Genomic DNA, 15,502 nt, shown 5'->3' on the forward strand with positions numbered 1-15,502 from the left:
ACCCGGTGACCGCTCCGGAACGCGAGGCGACGACCACCCCCGAGCACGACTTCGGCATCTCCCGCGGCCATGACGTGAGCGACCCGCCTCGCGACGCGCCGCCGTACGAGGAAGCCGTGACGACGCCCGGCCAGAAGACGGCGGACGCCAGGACCGGCGCGGCGGCGGGATACCGGCCACGGGGCACCCTGCGCGTCCTGGTCGAGCTGCGCAGGCAGTGGCGTCGCAGACGCACCCAGCTGGTCTTCGCCCTGATCGCGCTGCTGCCGATCGTGCTGGTCGCGTCCTTCGAGATCGGCGGGCAGGACCCGGCGCGCAGCGCGGTGACCTACGCCGACCTCGCGGTCACGAGCGGCCCGAACTTCGTCGTCTTCACCCTCTATCTGGCGGGTTCGCTCCTGCTGCCGGTCGTGGTCGCGTTGTTCTTCGGCGACGCGGTCGCGAGCGAGGCCTCGTGGTCGAGCCTGAAATACCTGCTGGCGATCCCCGTGCCCCGGCTCCGGCTGCTGCGCCAGAAGGCCGTGACGGCCGCGCTGCTCTCTCTCCTCGCGCTCGGTCTGCTGCCCGCGGTGGCGCTGCTCGCCGGGGTGATCTGGTACGGCGCGGGCGACGCGACCAGCCCGGCCGGCGACGCGGTCCCCTTCGGCCGCAGTGTGATCATGCTGGCGGTCGCGGTGGGCTACACCGTGGTGCAGCTCGCCTGGGTGGGCGCCCTCGCGCTGTGGCTGTCGGTGACCGTCGACGCCCCGCTCGGCGCGGTGGGCGGCGCCGCGCTGGCGTCGGTGCTCTCCCAGATCCTGGACCAGATCACCGCACTGGGGTCGTTCCGCGACCTGCTGCCCACCCACCACGCCTGGGCGTGGATCGACCTGTTCGCCACCGACGCCGACGTGACCGGCATGGCCGACGGCCTGCTGGTCTCACTGGTGTACGCGCTGGTCTTCAGCGTGCTCGCCGCCTACCGGTTCAGCCGCAAGGACATCACGACCTGACCTCCGGGCGGGGCAGCGTCAGAGTCCCGTTCGTACTCCGGCGATGCGCGGCCGCCGGCGGAGCGGCTTGGGGGAGCAGGCGCGAGGGCGGGCGTCAGAGGAAGGCCTGGAGAACGCCTGGGGGAACCGCCGGCGGAACGGCCGGGGGGAACGTCAGGCGGGAACGTCAGGCGGTGGCGCTGAGCCCCTCGCCCAGTCCCTCGCTCAGCCCGTTGCCCAGCCCGGCGCCGATGCCGCCGCCGAAGTTCTCGCCGATGTTCTCGTTGAGGCGGCGCATCGGCGAGACGCGGGCGGCGCCACGGCGGTGCCAGACGAGCCCGCCGCCGTCGCGTCTGTCCGGGCTGACCACGCGGACGACACGGCCCAGCAGAATGGTGTGGTCGCCGCCGTCGAGTGCGCCGGCCGGCTCACAGCTCACGCGCAGCCGTACGTCGGTCAGCTCCGGCGCCGTGCCGGGGTGGACGTCCAGGCCGCGGAACCTGTCGACGGGCGAGGCGAACCGCAGGGCCAGATCCTGCTGGCCGGGTTCGAGCACGTGCAGGCACAGCTCCCGCGCGCCGACGACGGCGTCATGGCTCAGGTTGGCCCGGCTCAGGCAGACGAGCAGCATGGGCGGAGCCAGGGAGACCGAGCACACGGCGTTCACGGTCAGGCCGCACATCCGGCCGTCCGGCGCGTAGCACGTGAGCACTGTCAGCGGTGCCGCCATCTGCGCCATCGCCTCGCGGAAGGTGTCGGCGTCGACCGACGGAGCGATGTGCGGCAGGGGTGTCGTCCTCGGGTCATCCCGTCGAATGATCACCCACCGACCGTAACGCGGCGGCCTATCATCCAGCTCTCGCCACCTGGAGGAAGACGCCCTCCGCGCAGGCCGCAGGGGCCGGCGCGAGATCCCGCCCGCGATCCGCCCGTGAGCGGCCGGGCAGGCCAGGCCAGCCGCAGCGTAGGGCACGGCAGTGCAGGGCGAGATCGTCACGAGAGCATGCCGAGCGCGGGCGCTGGTGCAATTGCATCGCCGCTCCGCTCGCCGCCCGCGGGCCGGACGTGCCATCTGGAAGCGTCCAGTCGAGGAGATCGCGTCATGACATCGAACCCGCGGAGGCTTCCCGCGCCACCCGCCGCCCCACTGCCCGCGAACTCAGTGCCCGCGAGCTCAGTCCCCGGCCGGCCGTCGTCGCGCCGGGGGAGGGTGGCGCGCGCCGGCGCGGCCGTGGCGATGAGCGTGCTGGCGACGGTCGCCGTGCTGCCCGCCGCGGACGCCACCGCGCAGCGGACCGGCGCCCTGGGCGGCGAGGCGTCGGGGCCGGTGATCATCGCGCACCGGGGCGCCTCGGCGTACCGGCCCGAACACACCCTCGCGGGCTACGAACTCGCGGTGCGGATGGGGGCCGACTACATCGAGCCGGATCTCGTGCTGACCAAGGACGGCGTCCTGGTGGCCTCGCACTCGCCCGAGATCGGCTCCACGACGGACGTCGCGAACCATCCCGAGTTCGCCGGGCGCATGAAGACCAAGAACTTCGACGGCTGGGAGATGACCAGCTGGTTCGCCGAGGACTTCACGCTGGCCGAGCTGAAGACCCTGCGCTGCAGGGAGGACGAGCCGTCGATCCGCCAGCACACCACCATCTACGACGGCCGCTACCAGATCCCGACGTTCCAGGAGGTCATCGACCTGACCCGGCGGCTGTCCCGGGAGCTCGGCCGGGACGTCGGCATGTATCCGGAGACGAAGAACCCCACCTACTACCGCAAGCTCGGCATGCCCATCGAGCCCAAGCTCATCCGCGCGCTGGAGGCCAACGGGCTGAACACGCCGCGGGCCAAGGTGATCGTGCAGTCCTTCGAGGTGGGCAACCTCAAGGAGCTCCACAAGCGGCTGCGGGTGCCGTTGATCCAGTTGCTCTACAAGGACGGCGCGCCGCCCGACTTCGCCGAGTCCGGCGACCCGCGCACCTACGCCGACCTGGTCACCCCGGCCGGGCTGCGGGAGATCGCCACCTACGCCGCCGGCATCGGCCCGGACAAGGACATGGTCATCGGGCGGAACCCGGACGGCACGCTGGGCCAGGTCACGAACCTGGTCCGGGACGCCCACCGCGCGGGCCTCGTGGTGCACGCGTACACGTTCCGCGCTGAGAACGACACCCTCCCCAAGGACTTCCGGTCGTCGGACCGGGACGGCGACTACGGCGACCTGTTCGGGGAGCTGAAGAAGTTCTTCGCCGCGGGCGTCGACGGGGTCTTCACCGACAACACCGACATCGGCGTCGCGGCCCGCGCCGAACGCTGACCGCCGCACCTCCCCGCCGTCCCCCGGCCGCCCCTTCCCGCCGTACGGCGCCGCGCGAACAGCGCCGTACGGATCGGGGGAATCAGCGGAGCCGGGAAACGGGCGCCGCGGTCGCGCGGCGCTTTTCGTGTCGCGGGAGAGGTTTCGCGGGAGAGGTTCTGGGTTCGGGGGAAAAGGCGTGGCGTCCCGCATGGCTGCGAAGAACCGCGTGACGCGTCAGGGCGGTTACCCGCGCCCGCACGCGGATCGATGTGCCGAACACGCGGAATGTCGCGTTGGCCTGGGGGTCGATACGGTGTCCTGCCCAGATTCGCGAACGAGTCGCGTGGCGTGGGACGAACCGCGAAGGCGGAGGGTGATGTCTCCGATGAATCCTGAACGGACTTCAGCCGATCACGCGTGCGCGGCGGCGTCCGATCCGGCGAAGGCGAGATCCCGCCGCCGGGGAGTGCTCACCGTCACTTCGAGCAGCATGTGCTCGATGTCGAGCTCTCCTTCCCGCACCGTCCGGTCGGCCAGCAGGCGCAGGCTGCGGTCGCCGTCCCCGGCGCCCCGCAGAAGGGCCACCAGATCGCCGCGGGTGCTGAAATGAATCAGCGCGACGCCGTCCGGGGTGAGCCACTTCGGCGCTTCCTCGAGAAAGCGGCGGTGCGCGTGGTAACCCGCGTCGACGTACGCCCGGTCGTGCATGTTGGCGTATTCGAATCCGGGCGGCGCCAGCACGTAGTTCGAACTCCAGAAAACGAGGTCGAAGCGCTCGCCCTCGGCGAGCCCCTCGAACAGGTCGCTGCACCGGGCGTCCACCCGGTCGGCCACGCCGTGGCGCGAGGCGTTCATCGCCGTGTTGCGGGCCGCGTCCGGGTTGATGTCGAGCGCCACCACGTGCGCGCACCCCGCCAGCGCGGCCGACACGGAGATCAGCCCGGAACCCGATCCCATTTCCAGAAGAGAGCCCCAGCGAGGAGCGTCCGATCCTTCCGCGAGTCCCAGGAATCCCATCGCGATCTGGGTGGAAGGAGAATAGATGGGAGCGAAAACCTCGGGCAGGAGGTCCCATTCCCGGTCGTACATGCTGAACACGCTCGGGCGGTCCGTGCGTGTTCGCGAGCGTTGACTTCGTTCGAGCGAGCGTAAGTAACTCTTGGCCTCCAGGGTCACGTCGTTTGTCTCCCTCCTTGTCGGGAATAGGGCTTACGCTAACTTTCACCCGGCGAGGGAACGCCGGGAAAGGTTGCGGCACAACACACTTTCCCGTCTCGGATGGTGACGCAGCCACCGGGCGGCCCGATGGTGCGAACCCGGAGCGGGCGGGTCGGCGGCGCGTGGACAGGAGGCGGTCAGGGGTGTTCGGCGGGGTCGCGCGGCGGTCGGCGGCGCTTATGATCAACACAACCGGACGTGTCGCGGCCGTGGAAGCCGCACCTGCCGGTCAATTCGACACGGGGTGAAGGTCTGTGTCAGCTTGTCGTCTAGTTGACATGTAGACGGTAAGGACGGACATTTCGCCTATCAAGTGACGAGCCTGCATCTCGTGACCGGCCTCCAACATCCCACGAAAGGGCCCTGCTGTGCCGACGAGTCAACGGGTTATACTCGCCGTTTCGTCCCCGTGCCCGCCGCACGGGTTCCCCCGCAACCCCCGCCCCGACGGTCGCGAGCCCCGCCAGTTTCCCGATTGCGAGGCGTTGTATGGCTGACACGCTGTCCTTTCTCGAACTCCTGGCGAGGGAGGGGTCGCCGGACGAGTTCGAGATGGTCGTGGCCGTGGCGCGGAGGAACGGGGTGACCGGGGAAGGACTCGAGGAGCTGGAGCGGGCCAAGCGCCTGAGCCTCGCGGTGCACGCCCAGCTCGAACGGCACCAGCAGCGTGAGGGGACCTTCGCGACGCTCGTCGACACGGCCAGGGAGCTCGCCAAGCCGCCGGACCTCGACGTCCTGCTCAACGTGACGACCAGGCGGGCGCGGCTGCTGCTGCGCGTGGACATGGCCTACATCGGCATGCCGGACGACGACCTGAAGGAGGTGTGCATCCGCGCGGCGGACGGGCACACCTCGATGCTCAGCGTGGGGCTGCGGCTGCCGAACACCGGGGGGGTGGGGCGCAAGGTGCTCACCGACAGCCTGCCGTTCTGGACCCCCGACTACCTGGTGGACCAGCGATTCGTCCACAGCGAGCGGACCGACGAGGTCGTGCGGGCGGAGGGGCTGCACGCGATCATGGCCGCACCGCTCGTGTACGAGAAGGCGCCCTTCGGCATCCTGTACGTCGGCGACCGGAACGTCCGCCACTTCAAGGTGGACGAGATCTCGCTGCTGAGCTCGCTGGCGAGCCTCGCCAGCGCCATGATCGAGAAAGCCCGGTGGCTGGAGGTGGCCACCAGCCGGGCTGAGGCGCTGCGCATCCGGGCGGAGGAGGCGGAGACCCAGCTCGGCAGCCTGGCGGACCTCACCGAGGTGCACCAGGGGCTCATGGACATGGCGCTCTCCGGCGGGAACTTCCAGACGCTGACCGAGGAGGCCGCGCACCGCCTGCGGGCCTCGGTCCAGCTGCGCGGCGCCGACGGCACGGTCCTGGCCACGGCGGGACGGCTGCCGGAACGCGAGGACCTCGTCCTGCTGGCCCGGATGAACGCGCACGCCGCGCGGGAGCCGTTCTGCCTGGAGGGCATGTGGGCGGCGCCGGTCCTCGCCGGCGACGGACACCTCGGGACCCTGATGGTGTTCCCCACGGAGCCGCTCGACGAGTGGGCGCGGCGGTTACTCGGCATGGTCGCGCAGGTCGCCGCGGTGCTCGTGCTGCTGGACCGCAAACCGGGCATGCTCGAAGCGGGTGACCGGGGCGAACTGCTCGACGACCTTCTCGCGAACCCGCCGCGCCCGGCCCAGCGACTGCGCAAGCGGGCCCGGTGGCTCGGCATCGACCTCGACACCGACCATGTCGTCGTGCTGAGCCGTACGGACGGCGCCGCCAGGGGGAAGGCCGCGGTGTGGGCCGCGTCGTACGCCCACAGCATGGGCGGCCTGCACACGGTCAAGAACGGGTGCAACGTGCTGCTGCTCATGGGGTCCGACCCGGGGGCGGCCGCGCGGGCCGTCTCCGCCAAGCTGTCCCCCCTGCTGGACAGTCCGGTGACGGTCGCCGCGGCGGGGCCGGTCTCCGACCCCGCGTCGGTCAGGTCCGGATTCGCCGAGGCGCTGCGCTGCCTGGAGGCGATGACGACCCTCGGGGCCGGCGGCTCAGCGGCCTCGGTCGGCGATCTCGGCTTCCTGGGCGTCCTGCTGGCCGACAGCCCGGACATCGACGGATTCATCTCCGCGGCGATCGGGCCCGTGCTGGACTACGACCGGCAGCGGTCCACCGAACTGGTCCTGACGCTCGGGGCGTACTTCGAGTCGGGGAGCAGTCCCACGTACGCCGCCGAGAAGCTGCACGTCCACCCCAACACCGTGTCCCGTCGCCTGGAACGCATCGGCGAGCTGCTCGGCCCGGGCTGGCAGGACACCGAGCGGTCCCTTGACATCCAGCTGGCGCTCCGGCTCGTGCGCCTACGCCACCTGCTCGGTGGTTCCATCACACCCGGCGTCGGGAGGGAAGGCGGGTGAGCCGCGCGCCGCGGTCCTGTCCCGCTCGGTGAGGATCGAGACGGCGCAGGCGGCCGAAGCCAGCGTGGTGTGGCGGTGCCATCCGGAGAACGACCGGCCGGTGAAGTCCCGCATTCCCACGTCGTCGGAGACGTCGGCGAAGTCCTCGTCGACGAGCCGGAGCAGCCGGGTCAGCCTGACCAGTGCGGTGAGATCCGGCGTGTTCAGGTTGGTGAGCCACAGCTCGCCGGGCCGCGCCTCGCCGATTCCGGAGATCCCCATGAGGAGCAGCTCTCGGTCGGGGCCGCCCGCGTCGGCGGTCCCGGCCGACCTGCTCACGGGAGCGCCTCCCGGTCGCGCGGAACGGGGCCGTACAACCCCCGACTGTACGGCCCCGGCCAGTGCTGCCCCCGGATGCGGGGGCTCCGTATGTGAGACCTGCGGAAGACGGGGGACGGCGCCTCCGTCGTGGCGGTGCGGCGCCACGACGGAGGCCGTGGCCACCAGGCGGGTGTGCCGCCCGGAGTCGGTGTCCGGCACCTCGACGCGGCGCCGGGTGTGCCGCGCCGCCGACATGATCTGCCGGGCGGAGAGGGTCCGCGACAGGCCGGGAAGGCAGAGCTGCTGTTCGCCGTCGATCCTGGCGAGCAGCGGGACGCCGGCGTCGCCGAGCCCTCGCGCGAGAACGTGGACGTCGAGCTCCCGCGCGTCGAGCACGACCGGCCGTACGGGCAGGTCCCACGCGGACAGGTCAAGGAAGGCGTTCACCGCGCAGCCGGACGGCGTGTCGGCGGCGGCGCCCTCGGGGATGGCGGCCCGGCTGCGCCGCCGGCTGTCGTCCAGCCACGCGTCCGGCAGGTGCAGTCTCCAGTTCACCGGGCTGCACAGCTGCTCGGACGCCAGCCACACGCCCATGGCCAGCTGGGCGGTGCCCACCTGACCGAGACCCGGGAAGAAGCGCCGGTCCACGCCCACCGAGTGCTCGCCCGCCTTGGGGATGAGCACCGGCCGCACGACCCAGGCCTGTGGCGGGGCGACACCGATCACGTACTCGGCCAGCGCCTGCCGCACCGGCATCCAGTCCCAGGTCGAGTCGCAGACGAAGTGGTGCAGGCTCTGCTCGGCGGCCGGGCCGCCGATCACGCCGGCGATGTTCCTGATCGACTTGCGTCCGGTCGCGGTCAGCAGTCCGTACAGGTAGTCCATTCCCCTGCGGCGCTGGTCGCGGCGGGGGAGGGGCGCGAAGAGCGCCGCGCAGAGCTCGGCGGGCAGGATCTCGGCGGGCAGGATGCGGTCGGGATCGGCGCTGCGCGTGTCGCGCATGGTGGGTCACCCCGGGCGAATGGCGGGCGGACGTGTCGCCTCCACCATCGGCCGCGGGCGCGGCGCGCGCCTAGATGCGCTCACCCTCATGTGCCGGGCCGCGGTGGTGACGGCGCCACCCTGCGCCCCGTTCGCGCCCCCCGGTCCGCGATCTTCTCGCGCCGGTCACTCGCCCGAAGTGTGGCCGGGCCACCATGGGCGGATACCCGGCAGGCGCGGCCGTGTGGCACGGCCACCGCGCCGAGGTCCGTACGGCCCGCGGCTGTGGGAGTGGGGCGGCGGCGCGGCCTGCGGGCCGGTGCCGGCCCGACGGTGGCGGGCCGGGCGGAGACCGGCCCCTGGTCACCGTGTGCGGCGGGTCTCAAAGCTGGTCAAAATGGCGATAATCTTGAGAAATCTGCCTTACCACAGACCTGACGGATTTTGAGAATATCCGTTGACGCCCCCCCAGGCCTCCCGGACGATCCTCCACATACCGGGAAGTTGCCGCACACCGGGAGTAAGGGGGGAACGTCATGATACCGCCCTAAGAGATCAAACATCTAACTTTGCCGAGTGCGCGCCTCATTCTGCCGCGCCGCCGGCGCATCCGTTGGTTCGAAGGGACGTTTCCCGTGGCGAAACTCAACGCACTAAGAGCGCAAATAGACGGCCTCGACCGGAAATTGGCGGAAATCATCGCCGAACGTCTCGGGCTGTGTGCTCAGGTGGCTCACGTGAAGTTGGCCGAGGGGATTTCCATGATGCAGCCGGACCGCGTCACCGCAGTTCGCGAAGCCTACGCCGGCCGGGCGCGGGAGCTGGGCGTGTCACCGGACCTGCTGGTCCGGGTGGCCGTTCTCCTCATCGACGAGGCATGCCGGCTGGAAGCGGGAATCATGGGAACGTCGATCGGACCCCGCACCTCTGAACATACCCGGTCAGGCGGAGCTGGAGGCGTAGCCGATGGGACCCGAGTGTAATACCGAGACAGATGAGGGCGACGTATTCTTTCGAATTCTCGGCCCCTTTCAGGTGAGTGTGGGAAATACGGTCGTCAAGCTCGCCAAGAACAGGCAGCTGACCGTTCTCGCGCTTCTGGCGACCGAAGCGAACAAGATCGTGTCGGTGGGGAGAATCATCGACGCGGTCTGGGGGGACTCCTCGCCGATCACGGCGGACAAGCAGATCCAGACCTGTGTGTGGCGGCTGCGTTCCGTCTTCGAGGCGGCCGGCGCGCCCGCGAACATCATCGAGACCACGCAGGGGGGATACCGGCTGCGCCTGGGCGAGTCGGGCCTGGACGCGTGGCTGTTCGAGCGGGCCGTGGCCCGCGGGCGGAGCAGGGTGGAGGACGGTGATCTCGGCGGCGCGGCGGAGGAGTACCGCGCGGCCCTGTCGCTGTTCCGCGGCCAGCCGCTCGCGGAACTCGACAGCGCGGTGATCGAGGCGGTCGCCACCTACTGGGCCGAGCGCAGGCTGTCGGTGCTGGAGGAGTGCCTCGACCTCGAACTCGCCATGGGCAGGCACCGCGAGCTCGTGGGCGAGCTGCGGCTGCTCGTGGAGGAGCACCCGCTGCGCGAGCATCTGCGCGCCAAGCTCATGACGGCGCTGTACCTGTCCGACCGGCGCGCGGACGCGCTGGCGGTGTACCGCGCCGGCCGTACCGCACTGGTCAACAACCTCGGCCTCGACCCCTGCGCGCGCCTGCAGGACCTGCACCGCCGGATCATCGCCGGGCAGCCCGTCCCCTCGCCGTTCCCGCAGCGCGCCCGGCACGCGGCGAAGATCCCCGCCCAGCTGCCCGCCGGCGTCGGCGACTTCACCGGCAGGCTCGACCAGGTCGAGTGGCTGTGCCGGGAGCTCAACCAGGACCGGACCGACCGGCCGCGGGTCATCGCCCTGGTGGGCCGCGGCGGCGTGGGCAAGACGGCGCTGGCCGTCCACGCGGCGCACAAGGTGCGCGACCACTACCCGGACGGGCAGATCCACGCCAACCTGCGCGGCAGCACCGAACCCCGGCAGGCGGCCGACGTGCTCGCGGAGTTCCTGCACGCGCTGGGGGTGCCGCAGCGGAGCGTGCCGCCGGACCTGTCCGGCCGCGCGACGCTGTTCCGCAGCGTGAGCGCCGGGCGCCGCCTGCTCATCCTGCTGGACGACGTGGCCGACTACGAGCAGATCGAGCCGCTGCTGCCCGGCGACCGGGGGAGCGTGGTGCTGTGCACCAGCCAGCCCAGCATGATCCAGGCGCCCGGCGTCGCGATGCGCCGCGTCGACGGGCTCACCACCGCCGAGGGCGTGCAGCTGCTCGCCCAGCTCGTGGGGGCGGAGCGCGTCGCCCAGGAGCCGGAGAGCGCCCGGCTGGTCGTCGAACGCTGCGGGCACCTGCCGCTGGCGATCCGGGCCGCCGCCGCCCGCCTCAACGCCCGCCCGGCCTACCGGCTCGACCGGTTCGTCGACCGCCTGTCGGACGAGGACCGCAGGATCACCGAGCTGACCTACGGCTCCCTGGACACCGGCGCGCGGCTCGTCGCCTCGGCGGAACGGCTGCCCGACGTGGCCCGCACGCTGTGGCTGCTGCTGAGTGTCATGAACCTGACGCACGTGTCGGCCTGGGCGGCGGCCGCGGTCGCCGACCTGTCGGAGGACGAGGCGCAGCGGCTGCTCGACCTCCTGGTCGACCACCAGGTGCTCGACGTGGTCAGCGAGGACGGCCTTGGCGGCTCCCGCTACGAGTTCCACTCGCTGGTGCGGATCCGGGCCCGCGCGCTCGCGACCGCGGAGCTGGACGCGACGACCCGCGCCAAGGCCCGCGACCGGCTCCTCGACGTGTTCTCGTGGCTGGAGGAGCACGCGCGGGTGGCCCTCCGATCGCCCCGCAACGGGCTGACGCGCCCCGCGCCGGCCTCCGTGCTGCGCATCGGCCGGACCATCATCCGCGACATCACGCAGTACGCCGACGTGTGGCTCGCGCAGGAGCGGCCCAACCTCGCGGAGCTCCGCGAGCCGCTCGTCGCGACGAGCGTGTGATGTCACGGCCGACGACGACCCCGGCATGCCCGGCGGCAGAGCCGCCGGGGCCGGGGAGGTTCAGCGGCCGGGCGGCGGGTCCAGCCGTTCGGCCAGCCTCCTGGGCGCCAGGTGGCGGTAGCTCTCGGCGAGCAACTCCGTCACCTCGGACCAGTCCACGTCCGCCTCGACGACCATGCCGACGATGTCGGGGAACCAGGGCGGCCGGAAGAACGGATGGCCGAGGCCGCCCAGGGCGGCCAGTTCCTCCCCGGACGACCGGAACGTCAGCACGACCGCCGGCCCGGGCGTGCCGGCCGCCCGCGCGTACGCGGGCGGCCGGCCGTCCTGGACCACAAGCACGTGGGCGAAGGTCTTCTTGCCCACCCGCCACCGGGTGCCCACCCACGCCTGCTCCTCGTATGCCTCGGGCAGACGCAGGCAGGCCTCCCGGAGGCGGGCCAGGATCTCGCCGGGAACCTCCGCCGTCAACGCCACTCCGCCTGGGCGAGGATCCCGAGCGCCTCACGCAGGACCTCCACGGCCCTGCCGTACTCGACCAGGTCGATGTGCTCGCGATCGGTGTGGTCGAGGCTGGAGTCACCGGGACCGTAGACCGCCATGGGCACCTGCCAGCGGGGCTCCACGATGTTCAGGTCGGCGGTCCCGGTCTTCAGCTTGAGCTTCGGCCGCTCCCCCCGGCGCCGGATGCCGGCGCACAGCGCGCGTACGGCGGGTCCCGCGGGGTCCACCCGCACCGGCGGCGTCCGGTCGTCGACGTAGAGCGTCCCGTCGCGCGCGGCGTCCGTGACGAAGCGCTCGAAGGCCGACAGGTCGAACCCCGGCGGGGTGCGTACGGACACGGTCATCAGCGCCCGCTCGATCGTGCCGGTGATGTCGTTCAGCGTGGGGACGGGACGGTCGAAGGCCCGGTCGCCCGCCGCCACCACCTCGCAGTAGGAGTCGCAGTAGGACCGGACCCGGTCCCAGAAGAGGGCCGCGGCCTCGGTGGCCTTCTCCTCCGGGCTGGCCGTGTGCACCGCCGGCCGGCTGACGTCGTAGCGCATCATGACGCGGCCCTTGTAGCCGATGCCGACGCCCGCCCAGCCGTTGGGCTCGCCGACGACGGCGACGTCCGGCCGGAAGGTCTCGGCGAGGTGCTGCGCGCCCTTCCCGAAGGTCTCCTCCTCGACGACCCCCGCCACCACCACCTGCATGCCGCGCAGGTCGGCCGCGGCGGCGGCCGCGATCATCGTGGCGAGCGGTCCCTTGGCGTCGACGGTGCCCCGCCCGTACAGGAGGGAGCCCTCCTGCCGGACCGGGATGTCGCCGGGCACGGTGTCCATGTGGCCCATCAGCATGATCATAGGCGCGTCGGGGTCGCCCCGCCTGCCGATCACGTTGCCCACCTCGTCGATATGGCTGCGAAAGCCCCACTCGGGCAGTTCGCGGGCGAGCAGGGAGGCCAGTTCGGCCTCCTCACCCGTCGTCGAGGGCACCTCCACCATGCGGCGGAGCAGGGACTCGGCCCTGCTCGTGGTGCCGCTGTTCGCAGTACCGCTGTTCGCACCGCTGGTCACGCTGCTGGTCATGGCACTCCTTTGACGAGGGTGGTTCCTGCTCCCGCCCGCGCGGCGAGCACCGGCGAGGGACCGCGCCCGTCGCCGAGGACGACGTGCGGCACTCCCGCCAGGCACGCCTCGCCCGCGGTCCGCAGTTTGACCTTCATGCGCCCGCCGGCCAGGTCGAGATATCCGGCGAGGTCCTCGCACGGAATCTCGGCCACCAGGCTGCCGGGGTCGCCGGGGTCCCGCAGGAGCCCCGGCACGTTGGACAGGATGACGAGCCAGTCGGCCTCCAGCGCGACCGCGAGACGCGCGGCGAACCGGTCGGCGTCCACGTTGAGCAGCCCGGCGCCGGACTCCGGGTCCGCCTCCGGGTCGTACGCGGGCGGTGAGATCACCGGCACGTACCCCGCCGCGAGCAGGGTCCGCGGCAGGTGGGCGTCCACCGCCGAGATCCGCCCGGACAGGTCGTCGCGGACCACCCGCCGGACGCCGTCCACGACGACGTTCGCCGGAGGGGTCCGGCGGGCGGTGACCATCCCGCCGTCGGCTCCCGACAGGCCCACCGCGCGGACGCCGAGCCGGAGCAGCTCGGTCACCAGCGGGGGCTTCAGGCGGCCGAGCATGCCGAGGACGAGCACGTCGAGCGCCGCCGCGTCGGTGTACCGGCTGCGGCGCCCGCCGGACGCGGTCAGGTACCGCTTCGGGCGGCCGAGTTCGTCCGCGAGCCGGTCGGCCTCGGCGCCGCCGCCGTGGACCACGACGACGCTGTCGCCGCGGTCCACCAGCGCGCGGATGTCGGCGCACGCCCGGGACATGTCCGCGCCGAGCGACCCGCCGACCTTGATCACGTACCGTTCCGACCGGGTGTCAGATGGGATGGAGCCCGACGAAGTCGAGTCCTGCGGTCTCCTCCCAGTCAGCGGCGATGTTGAGGCACTGGACGGCATTTCCGGCACCTCCCTTCACCAGGTTGTCCAGTGCGGCCACCACCACCAGGTGGTCGCCGCCGGGGGCGAGGGCCAGCCCGATGTCGCAGAAGTTGCTGCCGGAGAGGATCTTCGGTTCCGGCATGCGGTGCAGCGCCGAGCGTTCCCTGATCACGCGGACGAACGGCTCCTCGCCGTACGCCTTGCGGTAGACGGCCCACAGTTCGCGTTCGGTGACCGTGCGGGAGGGGGTGACGTGGCAGGCGACCTGCACCCCGCGCACCGCCTCCACGGCGGTCACCGACATGTGGGCCGTGATCCCGCACGCCTGCTCGATCTCCGCGGTGTGGCGGTGCCCGTGGGGCTTGGCCATCCGCATCGCGCCGCTGCGCTCGGGATGGTGGCTGCCCTCGTCGGGCGTCCGTCCGCCGCCGCTGGAGCCCGTACGGGCGTCGACGACGACCGGGCCGCCGATCAGCCCCTCGGCCGCCAGCGGGTGCAGCGCGAGGATCGCCGCGTTGGCCATGCAGCCGGCCACCGCGATGTGGGTGGCGCCGCGCAGCCCGTCCCGGTTGAGCTCGGGGATGCCGGGCTGGAAGCGGGCCAGCCAGGCGGGGTCGGGCGGCGGCCCGGGGTAGAAGCGCGCCCGCCTCGCCGGGTCGTGGATCCGGAAGTCCGCGCTGAGGTCCACGACCGTCGGCGCGAGCCCCGACCAGCGTTCGACGGAGCGCATCGACGTGCCGTGCGGGGTCGCGAGGAAGACGACGTCGCAGGGCGACAGGTCCTCCTCACGGGTGAAGCACAGGTCGGTCTGGCCGCGCAGGTTCGGGTGGGAGACCCGCAGGGGGCGCCCGGCCTGCCGTTCCGAGGTGACCTGTGCCAGTTCGATGTGCGGATGACGCAGCAGCAGCCGGACGATCTCACCGCCGATGTAGCCGCTGCCGCCGACGACGGCGGCCCTCATCGTGCCAGCGCTCCGAGGACGTGGCCGACGACGAGGTCGGCCAGATCCACCTCGGTCGCCTGGATGAGCCCGTGGAACTCCATGGTGTGGTTCACCTCGGTGACGAGCAGTTCCCCGGTGGAGCGCTCGATCAGGTCCACCGCGAGCATGCCGCCGCCGACCGCCTGGGCCGCCCGCAGTGAGAGCTTCACCAGGTCGTCGGTGAGAGCGCACCGCTCCGTGGACGCGCCGCGGGCGGTGTTGGTGATCCAGTGGCCGGACCGGCGGTAGACCGCGGCCACCACCTCGTCGCCGAGCACGATCACCCTGAGGTCGCGGCCCGGCTTGTCGATGTACTCCTGCACGTAGAAGACCGAGTGCACCGGCGAGCGCAGCGACTGCTTGTGCTCGATCAGCGCCTCGGCCGCGTCGCGGTCGTTGACCTTGGCCAGCAGCCGGCCCCACGATCCGACGGCCGGTTTGACCACGGCCGGGTAGCCGATGCGTTCGATGGCCTCCAGTGCGGCGTCGGGAGTGAGCGCGACGACCGTCTCCGGTGTCGGTATCCCGGCGCCGGCCAGCGCCAGCGAGGTGAGGATCTTGTCGCCGCACGTCTCGATCACGGCGCTGGAGTTGAAGACCGGGAGGTTCCCGGCCTCGAAGAGGCGCGCCGCGTACAGACTGCGCGTGTGGGACATGCTCCGGTTGAGCACGCCCCGGTAGCGGCCCGCGACGGGCGCGCCGAGGTCGCCGATCACCCGGCGCTCGTCGATCTGCTCGTACGGCTCGCCGCGCCGTTCGAGGGCCTCGAAGATCAAGCGTTCCTCGAGGCGCGTGCGGGTGGTCAGGACGGCGAGCGGACCGTCCTGACCAGCGCTGATTGTCAC

Annotated in this window: 13 protein-coding genes; 5 read left to right on the forward strand and 8 right to left on the reverse strand. The window is 71.8% G+C overall.

Going from position 1 to position 15,502, the window contains the following annotated elements:
- Window positions 1-5 precede the first annotated feature (5 nt).
- The gene (locus tag Mam01_RS33645) at window positions 6-992 is read left to right on the forward strand and encodes an ABC transporter permease (protein WP_204289209.1); all 987 of its coding nucleotides are present in this window, start codon (window positions 6-8) and stop codon (window positions 990-992) included.
- Between the two features lie 166 nt (window positions 993-1,158).
- On the opposite strand, the gene Mam01_RS33650 is transcribed toward Mam01_RS33645, so the two are convergent.
- Complete coding sequence (locus Mam01_RS33650; RefSeq protein WP_204289210.1) at window positions 1,159-1,794, reverse strand: flavin reductase family protein; 636 nt, start codon at window positions 1,792-1,794, stop codon at window positions 1,159-1,161.
- A 387-nt stretch (window positions 1,795-2,181) separates the two neighbouring features.
- On the opposite strand from Mam01_RS33650, the gene Mam01_RS33655 reads away from it, so the two are divergent.
- Window positions 2,182-3,285: a glycerophosphodiester phosphodiesterase gene (locus Mam01_RS33655; RefSeq protein ID WP_239101823.1), complete on the forward strand. Its 1,104-nt coding sequence runs from the start codon at window positions 2,182-2,184 to the stop codon at window positions 3,283-3,285.
- 393 nt (window positions 3,286-3,678) lie between these two features.
- On the opposite strand, the gene Mam01_RS33660 is transcribed toward Mam01_RS33655, so the two are convergent.
- Window positions 3,679-4,443 (reverse strand): methyltransferase domain-containing protein, encoded by a 765-nt coding sequence (locus Mam01_RS33660; RefSeq protein ID WP_204289211.1) that lies wholly within the window; start codon window positions 4,441-4,443, stop codon window positions 3,679-3,681.
- Between the two features lie 531 nt (window positions 4,444-4,974).
- On the opposite strand from Mam01_RS33660, the gene Mam01_RS33665 reads away from it, so the two are divergent.
- Complete coding sequence (locus Mam01_RS33665; RefSeq protein ID WP_204289212.1) at window positions 4,975-6,888, forward strand: helix-turn-helix domain-containing protein; 1,914 nt, start codon at window positions 4,975-4,977, stop codon at window positions 6,886-6,888.
- Here Mam01_RS33665 and Mam01_RS33670 read toward each other — a convergent pair.
- On the reverse strand, window positions 6,832-8,190 hold the full coding sequence (locus Mam01_RS33670) for an IS701 family transposase (RefSeq protein WP_204289213.1): 1,359 nt from the start codon (window positions 8,188-8,190) through the stop codon (window positions 6,832-6,834). The genes Mam01_RS33665 and Mam01_RS33670 overlap by 57 nt on opposite strands.
- A gap of 614 nt (window positions 8,191-8,804) precedes the next feature.
- Here Mam01_RS33670 and Mam01_RS33675 point away from each other — a divergent pair.
- Together Mam01_RS33675 and Mam01_RS33680 are read left to right on the forward strand one after the other, a co-directional pair.
- Window positions 8,805-9,152: a chorismate mutase gene (locus Mam01_RS33675; RefSeq protein WP_204289214.1), complete on the forward strand. Its 348-nt coding sequence runs from the start codon at window positions 8,805-8,807 to the stop codon at window positions 9,150-9,152.
- A gap of 52 nt (window positions 9,153-9,204) precedes the next feature.
- A complete protein-coding gene (locus Mam01_RS33680; protein ID WP_204289215.1) occupies window positions 9,205-11,199 on the forward strand; it encodes an AfsR/SARP family transcriptional regulator in 1,995 nt (664 codons plus the stop codon).
- A 60-nt stretch (window positions 11,200-11,259) separates the two neighbouring features.
- On the opposite strand, the gene Mam01_RS33685 is transcribed toward Mam01_RS33680, so the two are convergent.
- From Mam01_RS33685 to lysX, 5 genes are read right to left on the reverse strand one after another with little or no spacing between them, the layout of a single operon-like run.
- Window positions 11,260-11,670 (reverse strand): MmcQ/YjbR family DNA-binding protein, encoded by a 411-nt coding sequence (locus Mam01_RS33685; protein ID WP_204289216.1) that lies wholly within the window; start codon window positions 11,668-11,670, stop codon window positions 11,260-11,262.
- A complete protein-coding gene (locus Mam01_RS33690) occupies window positions 11,667-12,770 on the reverse strand; it encodes a [LysW]-lysine hydrolase (RefSeq protein WP_204289217.1) in 1,104 nt (367 codons plus the stop codon). Before Mam01_RS33690 ends, Mam01_RS33685 begins: the two co-directional genes overlap by 4 nt.
- Entirely contained in the window at window positions 12,767-13,594 is an 828-nt protein-coding gene (locus Mam01_RS33695) for a [LysW]-aminoadipate kinase (RefSeq protein ID WP_204289218.1), read from the reverse strand. Before Mam01_RS33695 ends, Mam01_RS33690 begins: the two co-directional genes overlap by 4 nt.
- A 19-nt stretch (window positions 13,595-13,613) precedes the next feature.
- Window positions 13,614-14,636, reverse strand: a complete 1,023-nt coding sequence (gene argC / locus Mam01_RS33700; RefSeq protein ID WP_150929954.1) for an N-acetyl-gamma-glutamyl-phosphate reductase — start codon at window positions 14,634-14,636, stop codon at window positions 13,614-13,616.
- Window positions 14,633-15,502, reverse strand: a complete 870-nt coding sequence (gene lysX / locus Mam01_RS33705; protein WP_204289219.1) for a lysine biosynthesis protein LysX — start codon at window positions 15,500-15,502, stop codon at window positions 14,633-14,635. The genes argC and lysX overlap by 4 nt, the downstream gene beginning before the upstream one ends.

The organism is Microbispora amethystogenes (genome assembly GCF_016863015.1).
GTDB lineage: Bacteria > Actinomycetota > Actinomycetes > Streptosporangiales > Streptosporangiaceae > Microbispora > Microbispora amethystogenes.

Excerpts from the sequence above, each read along its gene's own strand:
- argC (WP_150929954.1), bottom strand. The coding sequence starts at position 14,636 with ATGAGGGCCGCCGTCGTCGGCGGCAGCGGCTACATCGGCGGTGAGATC.
- Mam01_RS33670 (WP_204289213.1), bottom strand. The coding sequence starts at position 8,190 with ATGCGCGACACGCGCAGCGCCGATCCCGACCGCATCCTGCCCGCCGAG.
- Mam01_RS33690 (WP_204289217.1), bottom strand. The coding sequence starts at position 12,770 with ATGACCAGCAGCGTGACCAGCGGTGCGAACAGCGGTACTGCGAACAGC.
- Mam01_RS33665 (WP_204289212.1), top strand. The coding sequence starts at position 4,975 with ATGGCTGACACGCTGTCCTTTCTCGAACTCCTGGCGAGGGAGGGGTCG.